At 74.4% G+C, this 15,202-nt stretch carries 16 protein-coding genes and 1 pseudogene; 5 read left to right on the forward strand and 12 right to left on the reverse strand.

Going from position 1 to position 15,202, the window contains the following annotated elements; genetic code table 11:
* The first annotated feature begins 117 nt into the window (after positions 1 to 117).
* Complete coding sequence (locus tag BJF77_RS11240) at positions 118 to 882, forward strand: IclR family transcriptional regulator (RefSeq protein ID WP_047801627.1); 765 nt, start codon at positions 118 to 120, stop codon at positions 880 to 882.
* Positions 883 to 980: 98 nt separating this feature from the next.
* On the opposite strand, the gene BJF77_RS11245 is transcribed toward BJF77_RS11240, so the two are convergent.
* The 4 genes from BJF77_RS11245 to uraD all read right to left on the reverse strand — a co-directional run bounded on the left by BJF77_RS11245 (position 981) and on the right by uraD (position 4,599).
* A complete protein-coding gene (locus BJF77_RS11245; RefSeq protein WP_075872215.1) occupies positions 981 to 2,540 on the reverse strand; it encodes a nucleobase:cation symporter-2 family protein in 1,560 nt (519 codons plus the stop codon).
* A gap of 242 nt (positions 2,541 to 2,782) precedes the next feature.
* A complete protein-coding gene (pucL, locus tag BJF77_RS11250; RefSeq protein ID WP_075872216.1) occupies positions 2,783 to 3,706 on the reverse strand; it encodes a factor-independent urate hydroxylase in 924 nt (307 codons plus the stop codon).
* Between the two features lie 72 nt (positions 3,707 to 3,778).
* A complete protein-coding gene (gene uraH, locus BJF77_RS11255; RefSeq protein WP_075872217.1) occupies positions 3,779 to 4,105 on the reverse strand; it encodes a hydroxyisourate hydrolase in 327 nt (108 codons plus the stop codon).
* Positions 4,102 to 4,599, reverse strand: a complete 498-nt coding sequence (gene uraD, locus BJF77_RS11260; protein WP_047801631.1) for a 2-oxo-4-hydroxy-4-carboxy-5-ureidoimidazoline decarboxylase — start codon at positions 4,597 to 4,599, stop codon at positions 4,102 to 4,104. Before uraD ends, uraH begins: the two co-directional genes overlap by 4 nt.
* A 195-nt stretch (positions 4,600 to 4,794) precedes the next feature.
* Between uraD and BJF77_RS11265 the strand changes: the two genes are divergently transcribed.
* Entirely contained in the window at positions 4,795 to 5,583 is a 789-nt protein-coding gene (locus BJF77_RS11265) for an SDR family oxidoreductase (RefSeq protein WP_075872218.1), read from the forward strand.
* Positions 5,584 to 5,650: 67 nt separating this feature from the next.
* On the opposite strand, the gene BJF77_RS11270 is transcribed toward BJF77_RS11265, so the two are convergent.
* The 4 genes and pseudogenes from BJF77_RS11270 to BJF77_RS11285 form a co-directional block, all read right to left on the reverse strand.
* On the reverse strand, positions 5,651 to 6,118 hold the full coding sequence (locus BJF77_RS11270; RefSeq protein ID WP_047801633.1) for a peroxiredoxin: 468 nt from the start codon (positions 6,116 to 6,118) through the stop codon (positions 5,651 to 5,653).
* Between the two features lie 51 nt (positions 6,119 to 6,169).
* Positions 6,170 to 6,352 (reverse strand): hypothetical protein, encoded by a 183-nt coding sequence (locus BJF77_RS20570; protein ID WP_047801634.1) that lies wholly within the window; start codon positions 6,350 to 6,352, stop codon positions 6,170 to 6,172.
* Between the two features lie 157 nt (positions 6,353 to 6,509).
* Positions 6,510 to 7,285: pseudogene (locus BJF77_RS11280) on the reverse strand (RibD family protein).
* Positions 7,286 to 7,289: 4 nt separating this feature from the next.
* Complete coding sequence (locus tag BJF77_RS11285; protein ID WP_075872219.1) at positions 7,290 to 7,820, reverse strand: hypothetical protein; 531 nt, start codon at positions 7,818 to 7,820, stop codon at positions 7,290 to 7,292.
* A 177-nt stretch (positions 7,821 to 7,997) separates the two neighbouring features.
* Between BJF77_RS11285 and BJF77_RS11290 the strand changes: the two genes are divergently transcribed.
* Positions 7,998 to 8,261, forward strand: coding sequence for a DUF3072 domain-containing protein (locus BJF77_RS11290; protein WP_047801637.1), 264 nt, complete (start codon positions 7,998 to 8,000; stop codon positions 8,259 to 8,261).
* A gap of 24 nt (positions 8,262 to 8,285) precedes the next feature.
* Positions 8,286 to 9,317, forward strand: a complete 1,032-nt coding sequence (locus BJF77_RS11295) for an NAD-dependent epimerase/dehydratase family protein (protein ID WP_075872220.1) — start codon at positions 8,286 to 8,288, stop codon at positions 9,315 to 9,317.
* A 30-nt stretch (positions 9,318 to 9,347) separates the two neighbouring features.
* On the opposite strand, the gene BJF77_RS11300 is transcribed toward BJF77_RS11295, so the two are convergent.
* The 4 genes from BJF77_RS11300 to BJF77_RS11315 all read right to left on the reverse strand — a co-directional run bounded on the left by BJF77_RS11300 (position 9,348) and on the right by BJF77_RS11315 (position 13,889).
* Positions 9,348 to 10,640 (reverse strand): MFS transporter, encoded by a 1,293-nt coding sequence (locus tag BJF77_RS11300; protein ID WP_083665118.1) that lies wholly within the window; start codon positions 10,638 to 10,640, stop codon positions 9,348 to 9,350.
* Between the two features lie 192 nt (positions 10,641 to 10,832).
* Entirely contained in the window at positions 10,833 to 11,642 is an 810-nt protein-coding gene (locus tag BJF77_RS20575) for a hypothetical protein (RefSeq protein WP_158041248.1), read from the reverse strand.
* Between the two features lie 127 nt (positions 11,643 to 11,769).
* A complete protein-coding gene (locus BJF77_RS11310; protein WP_047801640.1) occupies positions 11,770 to 12,474 on the reverse strand; it encodes a response regulator transcription factor in 705 nt (234 codons plus the stop codon).
* On the reverse strand, positions 12,474 to 13,889 hold the full coding sequence (locus tag BJF77_RS11315) for a histidine kinase (protein ID WP_255396230.1): 1,416 nt from the start codon (positions 13,887 to 13,889) through the stop codon (positions 12,474 to 12,476). The genes BJF77_RS11310 and BJF77_RS11315 overlap by 1 nt, the downstream gene beginning before the upstream one ends.
* A gap of 256 nt (positions 13,890 to 14,145) precedes the next feature.
* On the opposite strand from BJF77_RS11315, the gene BJF77_RS19530 reads away from it, so the two are divergent.
* Positions 14,146 to 15,177 carry a DUF1990 domain-containing protein gene (locus BJF77_RS19530; protein WP_158041250.1) on the forward strand — a complete coding sequence of 344 codons (1,032 nt, stop codon included), beginning with the start codon at positions 14,146 to 14,148 and terminating at the stop codon, positions 15,175 to 15,177.
* Positions 15,178 to 15,202: the final 25 nt, after the last annotated feature.

Below are 15,202 nucleotides of genomic sequence, written 5' to 3' on the forward strand. Positions count from 1 at the left end.
TTATGGGACACTGGCATTGATGGCAAGACTCGTCCGTGACTCCTGTCACGGTACGTCGCCCTGGAGGGTCGGGTGCGGCGGCGAGCTGTCCCACGACCGACGGAGGACCACGGAACCATGACCACACGACCTGCATCGGGCGGTGTCCAATCGGTGGAGCGGGTGTTCGAGCTCCTCGAGGTGATCACCGCCGCGGGCGGCGAGATGTCGCTGAGCGAGCTCTCCGCCGCCGTCAAGCTGCCGCTGCCCACGATCCACCGGCTGCTGCGCACCCTGGTGCCCTCCGGCTACGTCCGCCAGCTGCCCAACCGCAACTACGCGCTCGGGCCGCGGCTGATCCTGCTGGGGGAGGCCGCCGGGCGCCAGTTCGGCTCCGCGGCCCGGGGCCGGCTCGACGAGCTGGTGCGCGAGCTCGGCGAGTCGGCGAACATGGCCGTGCTCGACGGCCAGGAGGTCGTCTACATCGCCCAGGCGCAGTCCCAGCGCTCGATGCGGATGTTCACCGAGGTGGGCCGCCGCGCGGACACCCACGACACCGGGGTGGGCAAGGCCATGCTCGCGACGCTGCCCGACGACCGGGTCCGGGCCATCGTCACCGCCACCGGCATGGCGACGCCCACGCCCAAGAGCCTCGGCACTCTCGAGGAGCTCTTCGCCGACCTCGAGCGGATCCGGGAGCGCGGCTACGCGATCGACGACGAGGAGCAGGAGCTCGGCGTGCGCTGCTACGCGATGGCGGTGCCCGGCGCGCCGACCCCCACGGCGATCTCCGTCTCCGGGCCCGTGAGCCGGGTGGACGAGGACTTCGGCCGCCGGGCCGTGCCCGTCCTGCGCCGGGCCGCCGAGGCGATCGCCGCGGAGCTCATGCCCGTCAGGGCCTGAGCCGCGGCCCGGGCGCACCGGCCGCCGTGCGGCAGGATCCCTGCGGCGCCGGGGATCCCGGCGCCGCAGGGATCCGGCGGTGAGCCGGCGCCGCGGTGTCAGTGCGCGGACGGCTCGCCGGGGCCGGCCGGGGTCCGGCAGATCCTGGTGTCGACGATCTCGCCGGCGGCGGTGATCACGGGGACCTCGTTGCCGTCGCAGTCCACGAGCTTGCCGTCCCGGACGGTGTCGCCCTCCTGGAGGTGGTCCTGCAGGTGCTCGAGGCTCTCGTAGCGGACGGCGCGCACCGGGGCCTGGGCGAAGACCGAGCCGGTGCCCCGCGGCGGATTGCCGGTGCGGATCTCGTTGAACAGGATGTTCAGCAGGATCGCCATCACGGCCGCCGAGCTGATCCCGGAGTGGAAGATCGTCTCGAACCAGGCCGGGAAGTTCGCATAGATCTCCGGCACGGCGATGGGCAGCATGCCGAAGCCGAGGGAGGTGGCCACGATGATCAGGTTGGCGCCGTTGCCGAAGTCCACCTTCGCCAGGGTCCGGATGCCGGAGGCGGCCACGCTGCCGAAGAGCACGATGCCGGCCCCGCCGAGCACGGGCGGCGGGACCGCCGCGACGACCCGGCCGAGGACGGGCAGCAGGCCGAGGGTCACGAGGATGAAACCGCCGGCCGTGACCACGAAGCGGCTCTTGACGCCGGTGATGGCCACGAGCCCCACGTTCTGGGCGAAGGCGCTCTGGGTGAAGCCGTTGAAGATCGGCGCCAGGGCCGAGGAGGCCATGTCCGCGCGCAGGCCGTCGGCGATGCGCTTCTTGCCGACCTTCGTGTCCACGATCTCGCCGACCGCGATGATGTCGGCAGTGGTCTCGGTGAGGGTCACGAGGATGACGATGAACATCGAGAGGATGGCCGCCACCTCGAACACGGGGGGACCGAAGGCCAGCGGCTGCGGAACGGCGAAGATGTCACCGCTGAGCACCTGGCTGAAGTCCGCCATGCCCAGCGCCGCCGCCGCGGCGGTGCCGAGCACCAGGCCGATGAGGATGGACAGCCGGGAGACGGCGGCGCTGCCCAGCTTGGAGAGCAGCATGATGATCAGCAGGGTCAGGCCGGCCAGCGCGAGGTTGCCGACCGAGCCGTACTCGGGAGCCTGCGCGTTGCCGCCCATGGCCCAGCGGGCGGCCACCGGGAACAGCGTGAGGCCGATGGAGGTGATCACCACGCCGGTGACGACCGGCGGGAAGAAGCGGATGATGCTCACGAAGAACGGCGTGATCAGGAATCCGATCACGGAGGCGGCGATGACGGCGCCGAAGACCGCCTGGATGCCGCCGCCGCCCTGGACGATGGCCGTCATGGTGGCCACGCCGGCGAAGGACGTGCCCTGCACGAGCGGCAGCTGCGAGCCGAAGAACCTGATGCCCCACGACTGCAGGACCGTGGCGAGGCCGCCCACGAAGAGCGAGGCCGCGATGAGCAGGCCCTGCTCCTGGGGCGTCATGCCGGCGACACCGCCGATGATGAGGGGCGGCGCGATGATGCCGCCGTACATGGTGAGCACGTGCTGCAGCCCGTAGCCCAGGCTGCCGCCCACGCCGAGGAACTCGTCCTCCGGGCGGGTGCGGGTGGTGGCGGGCGGCTCAGCGGTGCGTGACCTGGCCATGGTGTTCTCCTAGGGATCCTGGTGACGGGAGAGACCCGGTGCCGGCGTCGGGGCGGGACCGGGGCGGAGCGAGGAGGTGGAGAGGACCGCGGTGCGCGGTGGGCGCCGCAGGGGCGCCGGGCGTGCGGGCAGCGGGTGCGCCGCCCCAGCAGGGAGTGCGGGGTCCGTCGTCGTCGTGCGCGGACGGCGACGACGGGCCCCGTCTCCCGGCGCCGCGGTCGGCGGCGCCGGGGCGTGCGGGCTCAGCAGAAGCCGGCGATGCCCGTCCAGGCGGCCTCGTTCTCCGCGGCGCCCTTGCGCTGGATCGTGGCCTCGATGAGTCCGTAGGGGCGGTCGGCCGCCCAGTGGGTCTCCTTGTCGTTCTCGAGGCCGCAGAAGCCGAGGTCGTACACGAAGTGGTGCTTGTTCGGGCAGGAGAACTTGATCTCGTCGATCTCCGGGTGGGCCTCGATGACGGCCTTGCCCATCAGGTAGAGGGTCTCCTGGAGGGCCTTGGAGTAGTGGTCGGTGAACTTGGTGAGGATGATCCTCTTGACGTCCTCGTAGACGGCGTCGTAGTCCACGTCGGTGGTGCTGTAGCGCCACCGGGTGGCGATGTCGGTGGACATGATCCGGTCCTCGGTCTCGGGCAGCACCGTGTACTCGTCCTTCGGGTAGCCCGTGAAGCCGGACTGCGTGGACTTCAGGACGGTCAGGTCCTTGAACCCGGAGATCACCGTCCGCTCCTGGCCGTCGGCCACCACCACGGCGGTGCGCACCTCGTCCTTGTGCTGCACGAAGCAGTGGTCGTGGTCGTCGATCCGCTGCCACGCGTGCTCCTGGGCCGCCCAGCGCCCGCCCGTGATCCACTCGAACTCACCGGTGAAGTGGTCGGCGAGCTTGAGCAGGAACTGCTCGGGGGAGTCGATGCCGTACTGCTGGGCGAAGGCGAACACGGTCTGCTTCTGCGTGTCCGTGGGCACGCAGTGGGCGTTGTCGCCGCGCGTGTGCACCTCCTCCAGGTCGCCGCGCAGCTGGGAGGTGACCACGAGGTCGCGGATCTCGTGGCGGTCGGTGTCGCGGTTGATGCGCACGACATGGTTCTCGGCCTTGCCGTACTGGTTCCTGCCCAGGACGACGGTGTCCGTGGCCTTGTCCGTAGCCTTGCCGGTGACGACGTCGGTCATGACGTTTCTCCTCGCGGTCTGGTGTCTGCTGATCGGGGCGGTCGAAGACGGGCGGGCCCGCCAACTCCTGGGTCAACTGCCCCGGTAGGTGGAAAAGGCGAACGGGCTCAGCAGGAGCGGCACGTGGTAGTGCCGCTCCTCGGCCTGCACCGTGAAGTTCACCGTCACGAACGGGTAGAACGTCGGCTGGTTCCTGCCGGCGAAGTACTGCCCGGTGGCGAAGGTGATCCGGTAGTCGCCGGATTCCAGGGTCTCTGGGCCCAGTTCGGGCACGCGGCCGTCGTCGTCGGTCCGGGCGGCCGCGATGGAGGTGCCGTCGGCGGCCTCGAGGGACACGGCGACGCCCTGGGCGGGGGTGCCGGTGACGGAGTCGAGGACGTGGGCGGTGACGTAGCTCATGGGGTGACGAGTCCTTCGAGTCGGAGGAGGGCGATCTGGCGCAGCTGGTCGGCGACCACGGCGCGCTCGGTCCCGGCGTCGTGCTGCAGGCGCTCGGAGAGCTGCTCCAGGATCTCCTCGGGGGTGCGCCCGGCGGCGCGGATGAGGAAGACCTGGCCGAACTTCTCCTCGTAGGCGCGGTTGCCCTCCCGCAGGCGCCGTTGCACCTCGGCGTCGGAGGGGTCCACGGCGGACTGCTCCGCCCGGGACAGGCCGGCCTCCGCGCTGTCGCCCTGCGGGCGCTCGCCGATCCGGGGATGGTGGGACAGCGCCCGGTCGATCTCCTCGTCACCGAACGGCTCCGCCGCGTCACGGGCCCTGCCGAGCAGGGCATCATGGTGCCAGTAGGGGCGGGCGTCGGCCACGGCCTCCAGCCAGCGCGGGATGTCGAGGGCCGGGCGGATCGCCTCGACGGCCTCGGACCGGGGGAGGGAGTTGAACTCGGTGAGATGCATCGGGTGCGCCGTCAGCCCTTCCTGTATTCCATAATGTGGAATAAAACTTTCATTGCTTCCAGTGAACTGGATCACAAGACCCAAGTCAATGGTTCCACGCTCCTGTTACCAAGTTTTTGCAGCAAGATGGCGGAGGTGGAACTTTCGTTTCACGCCGGGGCGGACGCGCCGGCAGGACGGTGAGGGGGGCGCGGGATGGACGTGCAGGGCGTGGTGGACGGTGCCGGGGAACCCGGCACGGCTGCGAGGGTGCTGGTGGTGACGGGGGCCGGGTCCGGGATCGGTCGGGCGGTGGCGCGCAGCTTCCTTGCGGCAGGGTGGGCGGTCGTGCTGACCGGACGGCGGCGGGAGCCCCTGGAGGAGACCGCCGGCGGTGCGCCCGGGGCCTGGGTCGTGCCGATGGACGTGGCCGACGCGCAGAGCGTGTCCGAGGCCTTCCGGGAGATCTCCCGTCTCGCGGGGCGGATCGACGTGCTGTTCAACAACGCCGGGACATTCGGGCCGCGCGGGGAGGTGGACGAGATCGACCCCCTCGAGTGGCAGCGCACCCTGCAGGTGAACCTCACCGGGACCTATCTGTGCGCGGCCGAGGCCTTCCGGGTCATGAAGCGGCAGCGCCCCGGCGGCGGGCGGATCATCAACAACGGCTCGATCTCCGCCCACGCCCCCCGGCCGCTGTCCGCGGCCTACGCCGCGAGCAAGCACGCCGTCACCGGCCTGACCAAGTCCCTGGACCTGGACGGCCGTCCGTACGGGATCACCTGTGGGCAGATCGACATCGGCAACGCGGCCACGGAGCTGCTCGCGGGGCTGGGGACGGACGGCGGCGCCCTGCAGGCCGACGGCTCGCTCCGCCCGGAGCCCAGCTTTCCCGTGGAGGAGGTGGGGCGCGCGGTGCTGATGATGGCCGAGCTCCCCGCCGCCGCCACGGTGAACTCGCTCGTGCTCACCGCCTCCGGGATGCCGTTCGCCGGGCGGGGCTGAACGGCAGGACCCCCGCGCCCCGACGCGTCGCGGCGCGGGTGCGGGGGTCCCCGGGGCCGGGCGCCGGTCAGGCCGGAAGTCGCCGGCGCAGGTCCGCCACGTGGCCCTCAGCCTGGACGCCGTACTCCGCGGAACTGACGGTGCCGTCCTCCTGGATCACGAAGGTCGAGCGCAGGGGGCCGACCGTGCTCTGCCCGTTGACGGTCTTCTCGCCCCAGGCGCCCCACGCCTGCGCGGTGGCCGAGTCCGGGTCGGAGAGCAGGCGGTACGGGATGCCGTACTCCTGTGCGAAGCGCCCGAGCGTCTCGGTGTCGTCCCCCGAGATCCCCAGCACGGTGTAGCCGAGGCCCTCGAGGGAGGCGAGGTTGTCGCGGAAGTCGCACGCCTCGGACGTGCAGCCGGGGGTGAAGGCCTTCGGGTAGAAGTAGGCGATCACCTTCCGGCCCCGCAGCTCGGAGAGCCGCACCTCCTGGCCCTCGTGGTCGGTGAGCGTGAAGTCGGGGGCCTGCCGGCCGGTCCGGATCTGCGGTGCCATGGGTGCTCCTGAGGGCCGTGGTCGGTGTGGTGGTCGATGCGGTGCGCCGTGCTAGGGGCGCCGGACCGAGAGGCGGCCCACGGCGGCTCCGACACAGGCCGAGGACACCGCCAGCACCCACAGCGGGGTGGCGCGGACGGCGGGGTGCGGGGACAGGGCCAGATCGGGATCACAGTCCGTTCCGGTGTAGCTGAAGAAGGACGCGTGGGCGGCGAAGGCCGGGCTGGCGTTCATGAGGACTCCTTCGAGTTCGTATGACGGAATTGGGATTCCGTATCATGAAAGTTAGTGCTGCGGCAGGGTCGAGTCAAGGATGACGTGGTCGATGACACCGTGCGGGTCCCGCCGTCGCAGCCCGCCTCGGGCGGCTGCGCGGGCACGGGGAGCCCGCTCAGGCGCGGAAGGTCAGCTCGGTGCAGAGGTCGTCGCCGAGCGGGAAGCGGCGCGCCGGGGTCCGCAGCGCCCCGGAGAGGTGCTCCGCGCCGCGGAACCTGATGCCGGGCACGCCGTCGCCGATGAGCATGGGAGCGGTGGTGAGGTAGAGCCGGTGCAGCGCTCCGGCCTCGAGGAAGCTCGAGACCGTGCGCCCCCCGCCCTCCACGAGCACCCGGCCCAGGCCGCGGCGCGCGAGCGCGGTCAGCACCTCGTGCGGGTTCAGCCGGTGGGGCGGGGCCGGCACGCGCAGCACGTCGACGTGCGGGGCGAGCCGCGCCGGCACGGGGGCGCCGGAGCCCACGACCCAGACGGTGGGGGCGGCGCCGTCGGTGAGCACGGCCGAGCCGGCCGGGGCGCGCGCCGAGGGGTCGAGGACCACCCGGGTGGGGTGGGGCCGGGCACCGCCCGGACGGTCAGCCGGCAGTCGTCGGCGGCGACCGTCCCGACGCCCACGAGCACGGCGTCCACGAGCGCGCGCAGCCGGTGCAGGTGCTCCCGGTCCTCGGGGCCGGTCACGTACTCGGCGTGCCCGGTGCGCGAGGCGATGAACCCGTCCAGGCTCTGCCCGAGCTGGGCGATCACCAGCGGCCCCCGGTGCGCCACGAGGGGCCCGTAGCGCTCGACGAGCTCCGGCTCGGCCGCGGGGTCCACCCGGCCGGCCAGCAGCTGCTCCCACGCCCCGGCGGACGCGCCCGCCGGGGGCCCTGTCGCCGGGCGGGGGCTCTCGGCCACGGGCTCAGCCCCGGGTGAGGAAGCGGTCCCGGGCGGTCTCCCCGGCGACCGCCCGCAGCCGGTCGTACTGGTCGGCGGCGCCGGCCTCGAGGGCGCGCAGCTCCTCGGCGTCCAGACGCGGGTCCGAGGGGGCGAGCTCGAGCAGGGTGACCCACATGCTGCGCTTGGCCACCACCAGGGACTGCAGCATCTCCAGCTCCCCGTGGGCGGCGATCCCCGCCCGTTCCCGGATCCGGCTCAGCGGATTGAGCCGGGACGCGATGCCGGTGGCCGTGCCGAGCCCCTTGGCGACCCGGCGCCGGGTGGCGCCGAGCCGGTCGAGCATCGTCTCGAGGTGCCCGATGTCGTCCTGGATCTCACGGACGAACCGGGCGAACCGGTCCTCGTAGGCGGTGCCGGCCCAGGTGCGGGCGGCCTCGTCGAAGAGCCGCACCCCGGACAGGGCGCCCATGTAGTGCCCGAGCATGTAGGCCTTGAGCTTGTCCCCCTGCAACCGCGCTCCCGCGGTCCCGCCGGTCTCGACCTGCTCGCTCATCTGCGTCTCCTCTGGTCCTGTGTGCGTCCGCCGGTGCGTCTGCTGCCGGGTCCCGCCGGCCGGGGCCGGTCCTCCAGCGTACTGACTGCGCCGCCGCGCCGGGAGGAGGTCCGGGCCGGGAGCTCGGCGACCGGCGCCGCGGCGCGACATCGTAAGCGGTATGACTATCATGGGCGCATGACTGAGAACCCGAACGGCACCCCGGATCCCGACGAGCAGGAGACCCTCGGCGCCTCCACTCCCGAGCCGGGCAGCGGGCTCGACCGCGACCCGGACGAGTGGGCCACGGGCGAGGAGCCCATGACCAGCGCCCAGCGCAGCTACCTGGACACGCTGGCCCGCGAGGCCGGGGAGGAGCTGCCCGCGGACCTCACGAAGGCGGAGGCCTCCAAGCACATCGACCGCCTGCAGGACCACAGCAAGCGCGTCCAGGACCAGTAGGTCCGGGCGGGGAGGGAGAGCGCCGTGAAGATCGTCGTCCTGGGCGCCACCGGCAACGTGGGCACCGCCCTGCTGCGGCGGCTGCACGCCGCCCCCGAGGTCACGCAGATCGTCGGGGTCTCCCGGGAGGGCCCGGAACGGGGCGGCGAGCCGTACGACGGCGTCGAGTGGCACACCGTCGACGTCGCCGAGAAGGAGTCCACCGGCCGGCTCGCGGAGATCCTGCGCGGGGCGGACGCGGTGGTCCACCTGGTGTGGCTGATCCGCCCCAACCGGGACTTCGCGCTCATGCACCGCACCAACGTCGACGGACTGGTCCACGTGCTCGACGCCGTCGTCCTGGCCGGCGTGCCCCAGGTCGTCTACCCGTCCTCCCTCGGGGCCTACAGCCGCGGCCCCAAGGACCGCCGCGTGGACGAGTCCTGGCCCGTGGGCGGGGTGGACACCTCCCACTACAACGTCCAGAAGGCCGAGACGGAGGCGCTGCTCAACCGGTTCGAGGAAGCCCACCCCGGGGTTGTGGTGACCCGGCTGCGGCCCGGCTTCCTGTTCCAGGCCGGTGCCGCCCCCGAGATCGGGGACTACTTCTTCGGTGCCCTCGTGCCCAAGGGGCTCATCGCCCGGATGCGCCTGCCGGTGCTGCCGTTCCCGGAGAGGTTCCGCTTCCAGACCCTGCACACCGACGACGTCGCGGACGCGTTCTGGCGGGTCATCCGGCACCGTGCGGGCGGGGCGTTCAACGTCGCGGCCGAGCCGGTGCTCGGTCCTGACGGCGTGGCCCAGGTGCTCGGCGCCAAGCGCGTCCTGCCCGTTCCGCCGGCCCTCGTCCGGGCGCTGGTGGCGATCACCTACCGGCTGCGGCTGCAGCCCACCGATCCCGGCTGGATCGACCTCGCCGACGCCGTGCCCGTCATGGACACCACGCGGATCCGCGAGGTCACGGGATGGTCCGAGACCGTGAGCTCGCTCGAGGCGCTCCGCCAGCTCGTCGACCACCTCGACGGCCGCGAGGGACTCGGCAACCGGGAGCACCGCCCCAAATCGCCGCTGGTGTAGCCGCCGCGGCCCCGCCGCCCGTCCGGCTCCTCAGCGGCGCCGGAGCAGGACCAGCGCCGCGCTGATCAGCACCATGGCGCAGGCCGCGCCGATCGCGGCCGTGAAGGCACCCCTGTGACCGGCGGTCTCGGCCGCGAGCCCGGCCAGCGCCGCGCCCACGGCCGTGCCCAGCACCACGCCGCTCGCCAGCATCGTCATGACCGTGCCCAGCCGCTCCGGCCGGGCGACGTCCCCGCCGATCGTGTAGATCGTGACCATGGTGGGGCCCACGGGCAGGCCGACGAGCAGCAGCACCAGGAGCATCGGGACGATCTCCCCGGGCAGGAGGAACAGCAGGCTCAGGGCGGCCATGGCGCCCGCGCTGGCCACCCAGCGGGCGGCGGGCGGGAAGCGCCGGGGCCACCAGGCCACGGACAGGGCCGCGGCCGCGGAGCTGATGCCCAGCACGGCGTAGAGCAGCCCGGCCGCGCTCTGGGCGCCGAACTCGCCGCCGAAGGCGCTCAGCGCGTTCTGCACGGCTCCGAAGAACGTCCCCATGGCCACCATCCCGAGCACGGGGAGCAGGACGAGGATCCGGTCCCGGCCGGGACCGGGCGCGGCCGCCGTCCGGCGCCGCGGGCGCGGGGCGGCCGGTGCCGCGCGGTGGGTGGGGTGCACGGCGAAGCACGAGACCATGGTGAGGGTCAGCGCGGCGGCCAGGACGAAGGGGGTCCACGGGGCGAGCAGGGACGCCAGCAGCCCCACGAGGGCGGGGCCGAGCACGAAGGTCAGCTCGTCGGCGGTGGACTCGTAGGACAGCGCGGTGTCCAGCTCCTGCCGGTCGCCCCCGGTCAGCCCGCGCCAGCGGACCCGGGCGAGCGGGCCCACCTGGGGGCAGGTGGCGCCCACCAGCAGCGCCGCCGTGACGAGCAGCGGCACGGCCGGGCCGCCCGGGCCGGCGTAGGCGGTGATCAGCAGCACGCCGATGGCCACCGTGTGGGCGAGGGCCGAGACCAGCAGCACCGCCCGCTGTCCCACCCGGTCGGCGAGGTGGCCCATCACGGGCCCGCCCAGGGCCGAGCCGATCCCGACGGCGCCGGCGGCCGCCCCGCCCACGGCGTAGGAGCCGGTAACGGCGGTGGCGAGGGTCAGGGCCCCCACGGTGATCATGGCCAGGGGCAGGCGGGCCACGAAGGCGATCGGCAGGAAGCCGCGGCCGCCCAGCTCCAGGAGCCGCGCGTAGCGGCCGCCGGAGCGTCGCGGAGCCCGGCGGCCGGTGCCACCGTGCCCCGTGGCGGGCTGCCCGGCCGACGTCGACGCGGCGGACGTCGAGGCGGTGGCGATCGGCGCGGTGGCGGACTGCTCGGTGACAGGGGGCGCCGTCGCGCGCCGGGCTGCGGCGGGGTGGTCCACCGGGGCCTCGGAGGTCGTGCCCACGGGGGCGGGAAGGGAGTTCAGGGGGTTCACGGGTGTCCTCGAAGACTGTGCGCACCGTCCCCCCTCCCGGTGCGCCCGACCCGGACGAACGTACCCAGTCTACCCGGCGGCCGGGCGCAGGGAACGGCCCCCGGAGGTGACCTCCGCCGCGCCCACCTCCGAGGAGACGTACAGGCACGGGCGGTCCTCGGGGGCCGTGGCACAGACCGTCGCCGCCGTCAGCTCCTCGGGGTCGCGCTCGCCGGCGCCGGCCACCGCGGGGGTCCACCACTCGGCGTCCGGGACCGAGGCCTCGATCGCGCCCGCGCCGGTGGTGATCGCGACCCGTCGCGGGGCGTCGCCGAGGATCCGCACCTCGGTGGCCCCCACCTCCGTGTGCACGTCCACGTCCTCGCGCACCCGGGCGCCGTCGACCAGGACGGTGCCCACCTCCGAGGCCGCCCACAGGCTCCGGGCGCTGCCGCCCATCTGCACCACGCCGGCCTCGGTGTCGAGCCGGACGTCGCCGAAGTCGCCCCGGGCGGAGAGGGTGCCGGCGTCGCCGGAGAGCCGCAGGTCCACGGGGTCGTCGTCGGCCGGGACCGTGACCCGCACCTGCATCCCGCCGCCGGTGCCGAACCAGGAGCCGGACGGGGGAGCCGCCACGGTCAGCCGCCCGTCCCGGACCAGCGGCTCGGGCGCCCGGTCCAGGCCGATGCCGGCGTACACGGCCTCGACCCGCAGATCGGGCACGTCGGCGGTCACGACCTCGATCACGGCGGAGCGGCCGTCGATCGCCACGGTGTCCACGGGCGCGGTCACGGTCGTGTCCACCCGCCGCTCCTCGATCGACAGCGACGCGGCCATGGCCGCCCCGCCGCCGCCGAGCAGCAGCAGGGCGCCCAGGCCGCCGAGCACGGCGGTGGGCACGAGCCAGGCGGCGCGCTCGCTCTGCCCGACGGTGTCCGGGTCGGGGCGCTGCGGGGGGCCCTGCAGGGGGTCGTGGGCGCTGCCGGGGGCGGCGGGCTGGCCGGGACGGCGTGCTCGGGGTGGGTGCTCATGGCCGGAACTCCTGGTGGGACGGGTGGGCGGACGAGGGGTGGCCGGGCCCGGGGTCGGGGTAGCCGAGGTAGCGCAGGACCGCGCGGACGCGGCGGTTGCCGCCGTCCTCGTGCGCGAGGCCGAGCTTGGTGAACACGGACCGGATGTGCTTCTCCACCGAGGACTCGGTGAGGAACAGGTTCGCGGCGATCGAGGCGTTGGACAGGCCCTGGGCCATCAGCCCGAGCACCTCGTGCTCCCGCGGGGAGAGCAGCTCCAGGTCCTGCCGGTGCCGCGAGCGCACCAGCAGCTGGGAGACCACCTCCGGGTCCAGGACGGTGCCGCCGGCGCCGACCGTTCCCACGGACTCGAGGAACTGGTCGACGTCGGCCACCCGGTCCTTGAGCAGGTAGCCCAGCCCGTCCCGGCGGGAGGCGATCAGCTCCGCGGCGTAGCGCTCCTCGACGTACTGGGAGAGCACGAGCACCGCGATCCGCGGGTGCTGGGAGCGGACGAGGACGGCGGCGCGGATCCCCTCGTCCGTGAAGGTCGGGGGCAGCCGCACGTCCACCAGGGCGAAGTCCGGCTCGTGCTGCTCGACGGCCTTCAGCAGGCCCTCCGCGGTGTCCACGTCGGCGACCACCTCGTGCCCGGCCTCGGTGAGCAGGCGGACCAGGCCCGCGCGCAGGAGGACGGCGTCCTCGGCGATGACGATGCGCATCAGGCTCCCTCCCCCCGGGCGACCGGCAGCTCGACGGTCAGCTCGGTCGGCCCGCCCGCGGGCGAGTCGAGGAAGAAGTGCCCGCCCGCGGAGCGGATCCGGTCCGCGATCCCGGACAGCCCGCCGCCGGGGACCAGCACGGCGCCGCCCCGGCCGTCGTCGGCGATCCGGGCGACCACCCGGGTGCCCCCGGCGGGGTCGGACTCGAGCCCGACCCGGACCGAGGCGGCGTCCGCCCCGGCGTGCTTGACGACGTTGGCCAGGCCCTCGGAGACCGCGAAGTACACGGCGGCCTCGGTCTCGGGGGCCAGGCGGGGCACGCGCACGTCCACGGCGACCGGCACGGGCGACTGGGCGGCCACGGCGGACAGGGCCGCGTCCAGCCCCCGGTCCTCCAGCACGGCCGGGTGGAAGCCCCGCGCCAGGCGGCGCAGCTCCGTGATCGCGGCCTTCGTCGTGGCGTGCGCCTCGCCGATGAGGTCCTTGGCCCCGGCGGGGTCGTGGTCGATCCGCCGCTGGGCCATCGACAGGTTCATGGCCACGGACACCAGCTGCGGCTGCACGCCGTCGTGCAGGTCGCGCTCGATCCGGGAGCGCTCGGTCCGCGCTCCGCGCACGGCGGTCTCCCGGGCCGCCGCGGCCTCGGCGGCCCGCCGGCGCAGCTCCGCCGCCTCGTCCACGCGCAGCAGCAGCCGGGACAGGCCCCGGTGGGCGGCCACGGCCAGCACGAGCAGGAGCACCCCGAGCAGCGCGAGCGTGATCCCGGCCAGCGCCACGGCCCAGTCCGGCCACGTGCCGACCAGCTCGGACGGCCAGACCGGGTTGGACTCCGCGGCGTAGAGGGGGGCCAGTGCCAGCGCCACGGCGGCGCCGGTGCCGGCGAGGGTGCCGACCGCCACCCAGCCCAGGGCCGTGGTCAGGAGCAGGTGCAGCAGGCCGGTCCAGAACGCGGGGTCGGAGACGTCCAGCCACCACTGGTGCAGGATCCGCCACCCGTCGGCGCGCGGGGAGCGGCGCCGGTGCGGGGCCGGCAGGTGCAGCCCGAACGCCGCCTGCGTCCGGCGGCGCTCCACCCACTCGATGCCGCGGACGGCGTAGATCGCGGCCACCAGCAGCACCACGCCCACGAGGGCGGCGAGCGAGGCGAGGCCCGCGGTGACCAGGGACACGAGGGCGGTCAGCCACAGGGTGCCCAGGGCGGCGTCGACCACCAGGTCGGTGCCGCCGAAGAAGAGGGTCTTGGCGGACCACGGCCCCCACTCGCGGGCGCCGGTGCCGCCGCCGGGGACGGCGGGCCGGGAGCCGGAGGCGGCGCGGTGGGCGGCGCCGTCGTCCGCCGTCCCGGGATCGGAGGGGTGCCCGGTGCCGCTCCACGGTGCGGGCGGCAGGGGCCGGGTCTCGTGCGGTGTGCTCATGGCTCTCACGCTACGGTCGGCGGGCTCCTCCCGACTGCGACGTTCTCCACCTGTTACGGGTGGGGTTTTCCGCACCGTCGCGGCCCGGGCCGCCCCGTCGGTCCCGGAACTCGTGGACGGGCCGACCCTGGGCGCCATCGACCTCGCCAACGACTGGCCGGGATCGTCACCGGCATCCGGCAGATCGCGCCGGACACCGGCGTCGACATCTGCACGGTGGCCCACGCCGCCGACGGCACCCTGCACCCTGCACCCGGTGATCGTCGTCGCCGAGCACGAGTCCATCACCCGGGGCGCGCCGAAGGACGCCCTCGGCCGGATGGTCGGGCTCGCCCGGGGTCTCGGCGGCGCCCTGACCGGTGAGCACGGTGTCGGACTGCTCCAGCGCGACCGGTTCACCGCCGAGGTCGGGGAGGTCCCGCGCGACCTCCAGCACCGCATCAAGCGCGCCTTCGACCCGCACAGCACCCTGAACCCGGGCAAGGCCGTCCGACCCCGGCCACCGCCGCCCCGCTGCGGCGCGGGGAGGAGGCCGACGGGCGGCTCGCCGGGCCGGGACCGGCGGCGGTGCCGGCGGATCCGGGAGACTGAGGGCATGGACGCGACCTGCCCCGCCGACGACGGCGCCCACGACGAGCCGGGCCCCGGCCCCGGCGACGTGCCGCCGGCGGGACGCCGGCCGAGGACGGAGTCCGTGCCCGGTGGCCGGGGAGCGGCCCCGGGGCCACCCGGACGGTCCCGGAGCGACCCGTCGCGGGCCGGCACCGCGCGGAGGGCGCCGGCGGGGCCGCCGCTGGAGCAGCGCCGGCTCACCTACCCCGAGGTCGGGGCGACCGCCGGTGCGCTGCCGGCCGGCTACGACCACCTGGTGCGCTCCCGCGCCGTCGGCGCCGGGGAGGCCGCGTTCCGGGCGGCCGCCGAGCGGCTGATGGGCTGGGAGATGCACCGGTCCGCGGGCTTCGAGGTGCGGCCCACGGCCGCGCGGGCCGCCCTCGGCACCCGGGTGGTGCTGCGCCTGGGACGGGGGCCCCTGCGGCTTGAGGCGCCGTGCGAGGTCGTGCGCGTGCTCGACGAGCCCCGGCGGCAGGGCTTCGCCTACGGCACGCTGGAGGGCCACCCGGAGCGGGGCGAGGAGCTGTTCTGCCTGGACCTGCGCCCGGACGGCACGGTGGTGCTGAGCATCACCGCGTTCTCCCGCCCTGCCGCGTGGTGGGCCCGGGCGGGGGCTGCGCCGGCCCGGTGGGCGCAGGAACGGGTCACCCAGCGCTACCTGCGCGCTCTGCTCTGACGGTTCCCGGGCACACGGCGCACCG

It is taken from the genome of Kocuria sp. CNJ-770 (assembly GCF_001942375.1).
GTDB lineage: Bacteria > Actinomycetota > Actinomycetes > Actinomycetales > Micrococcaceae > Kocuria > Kocuria oceani.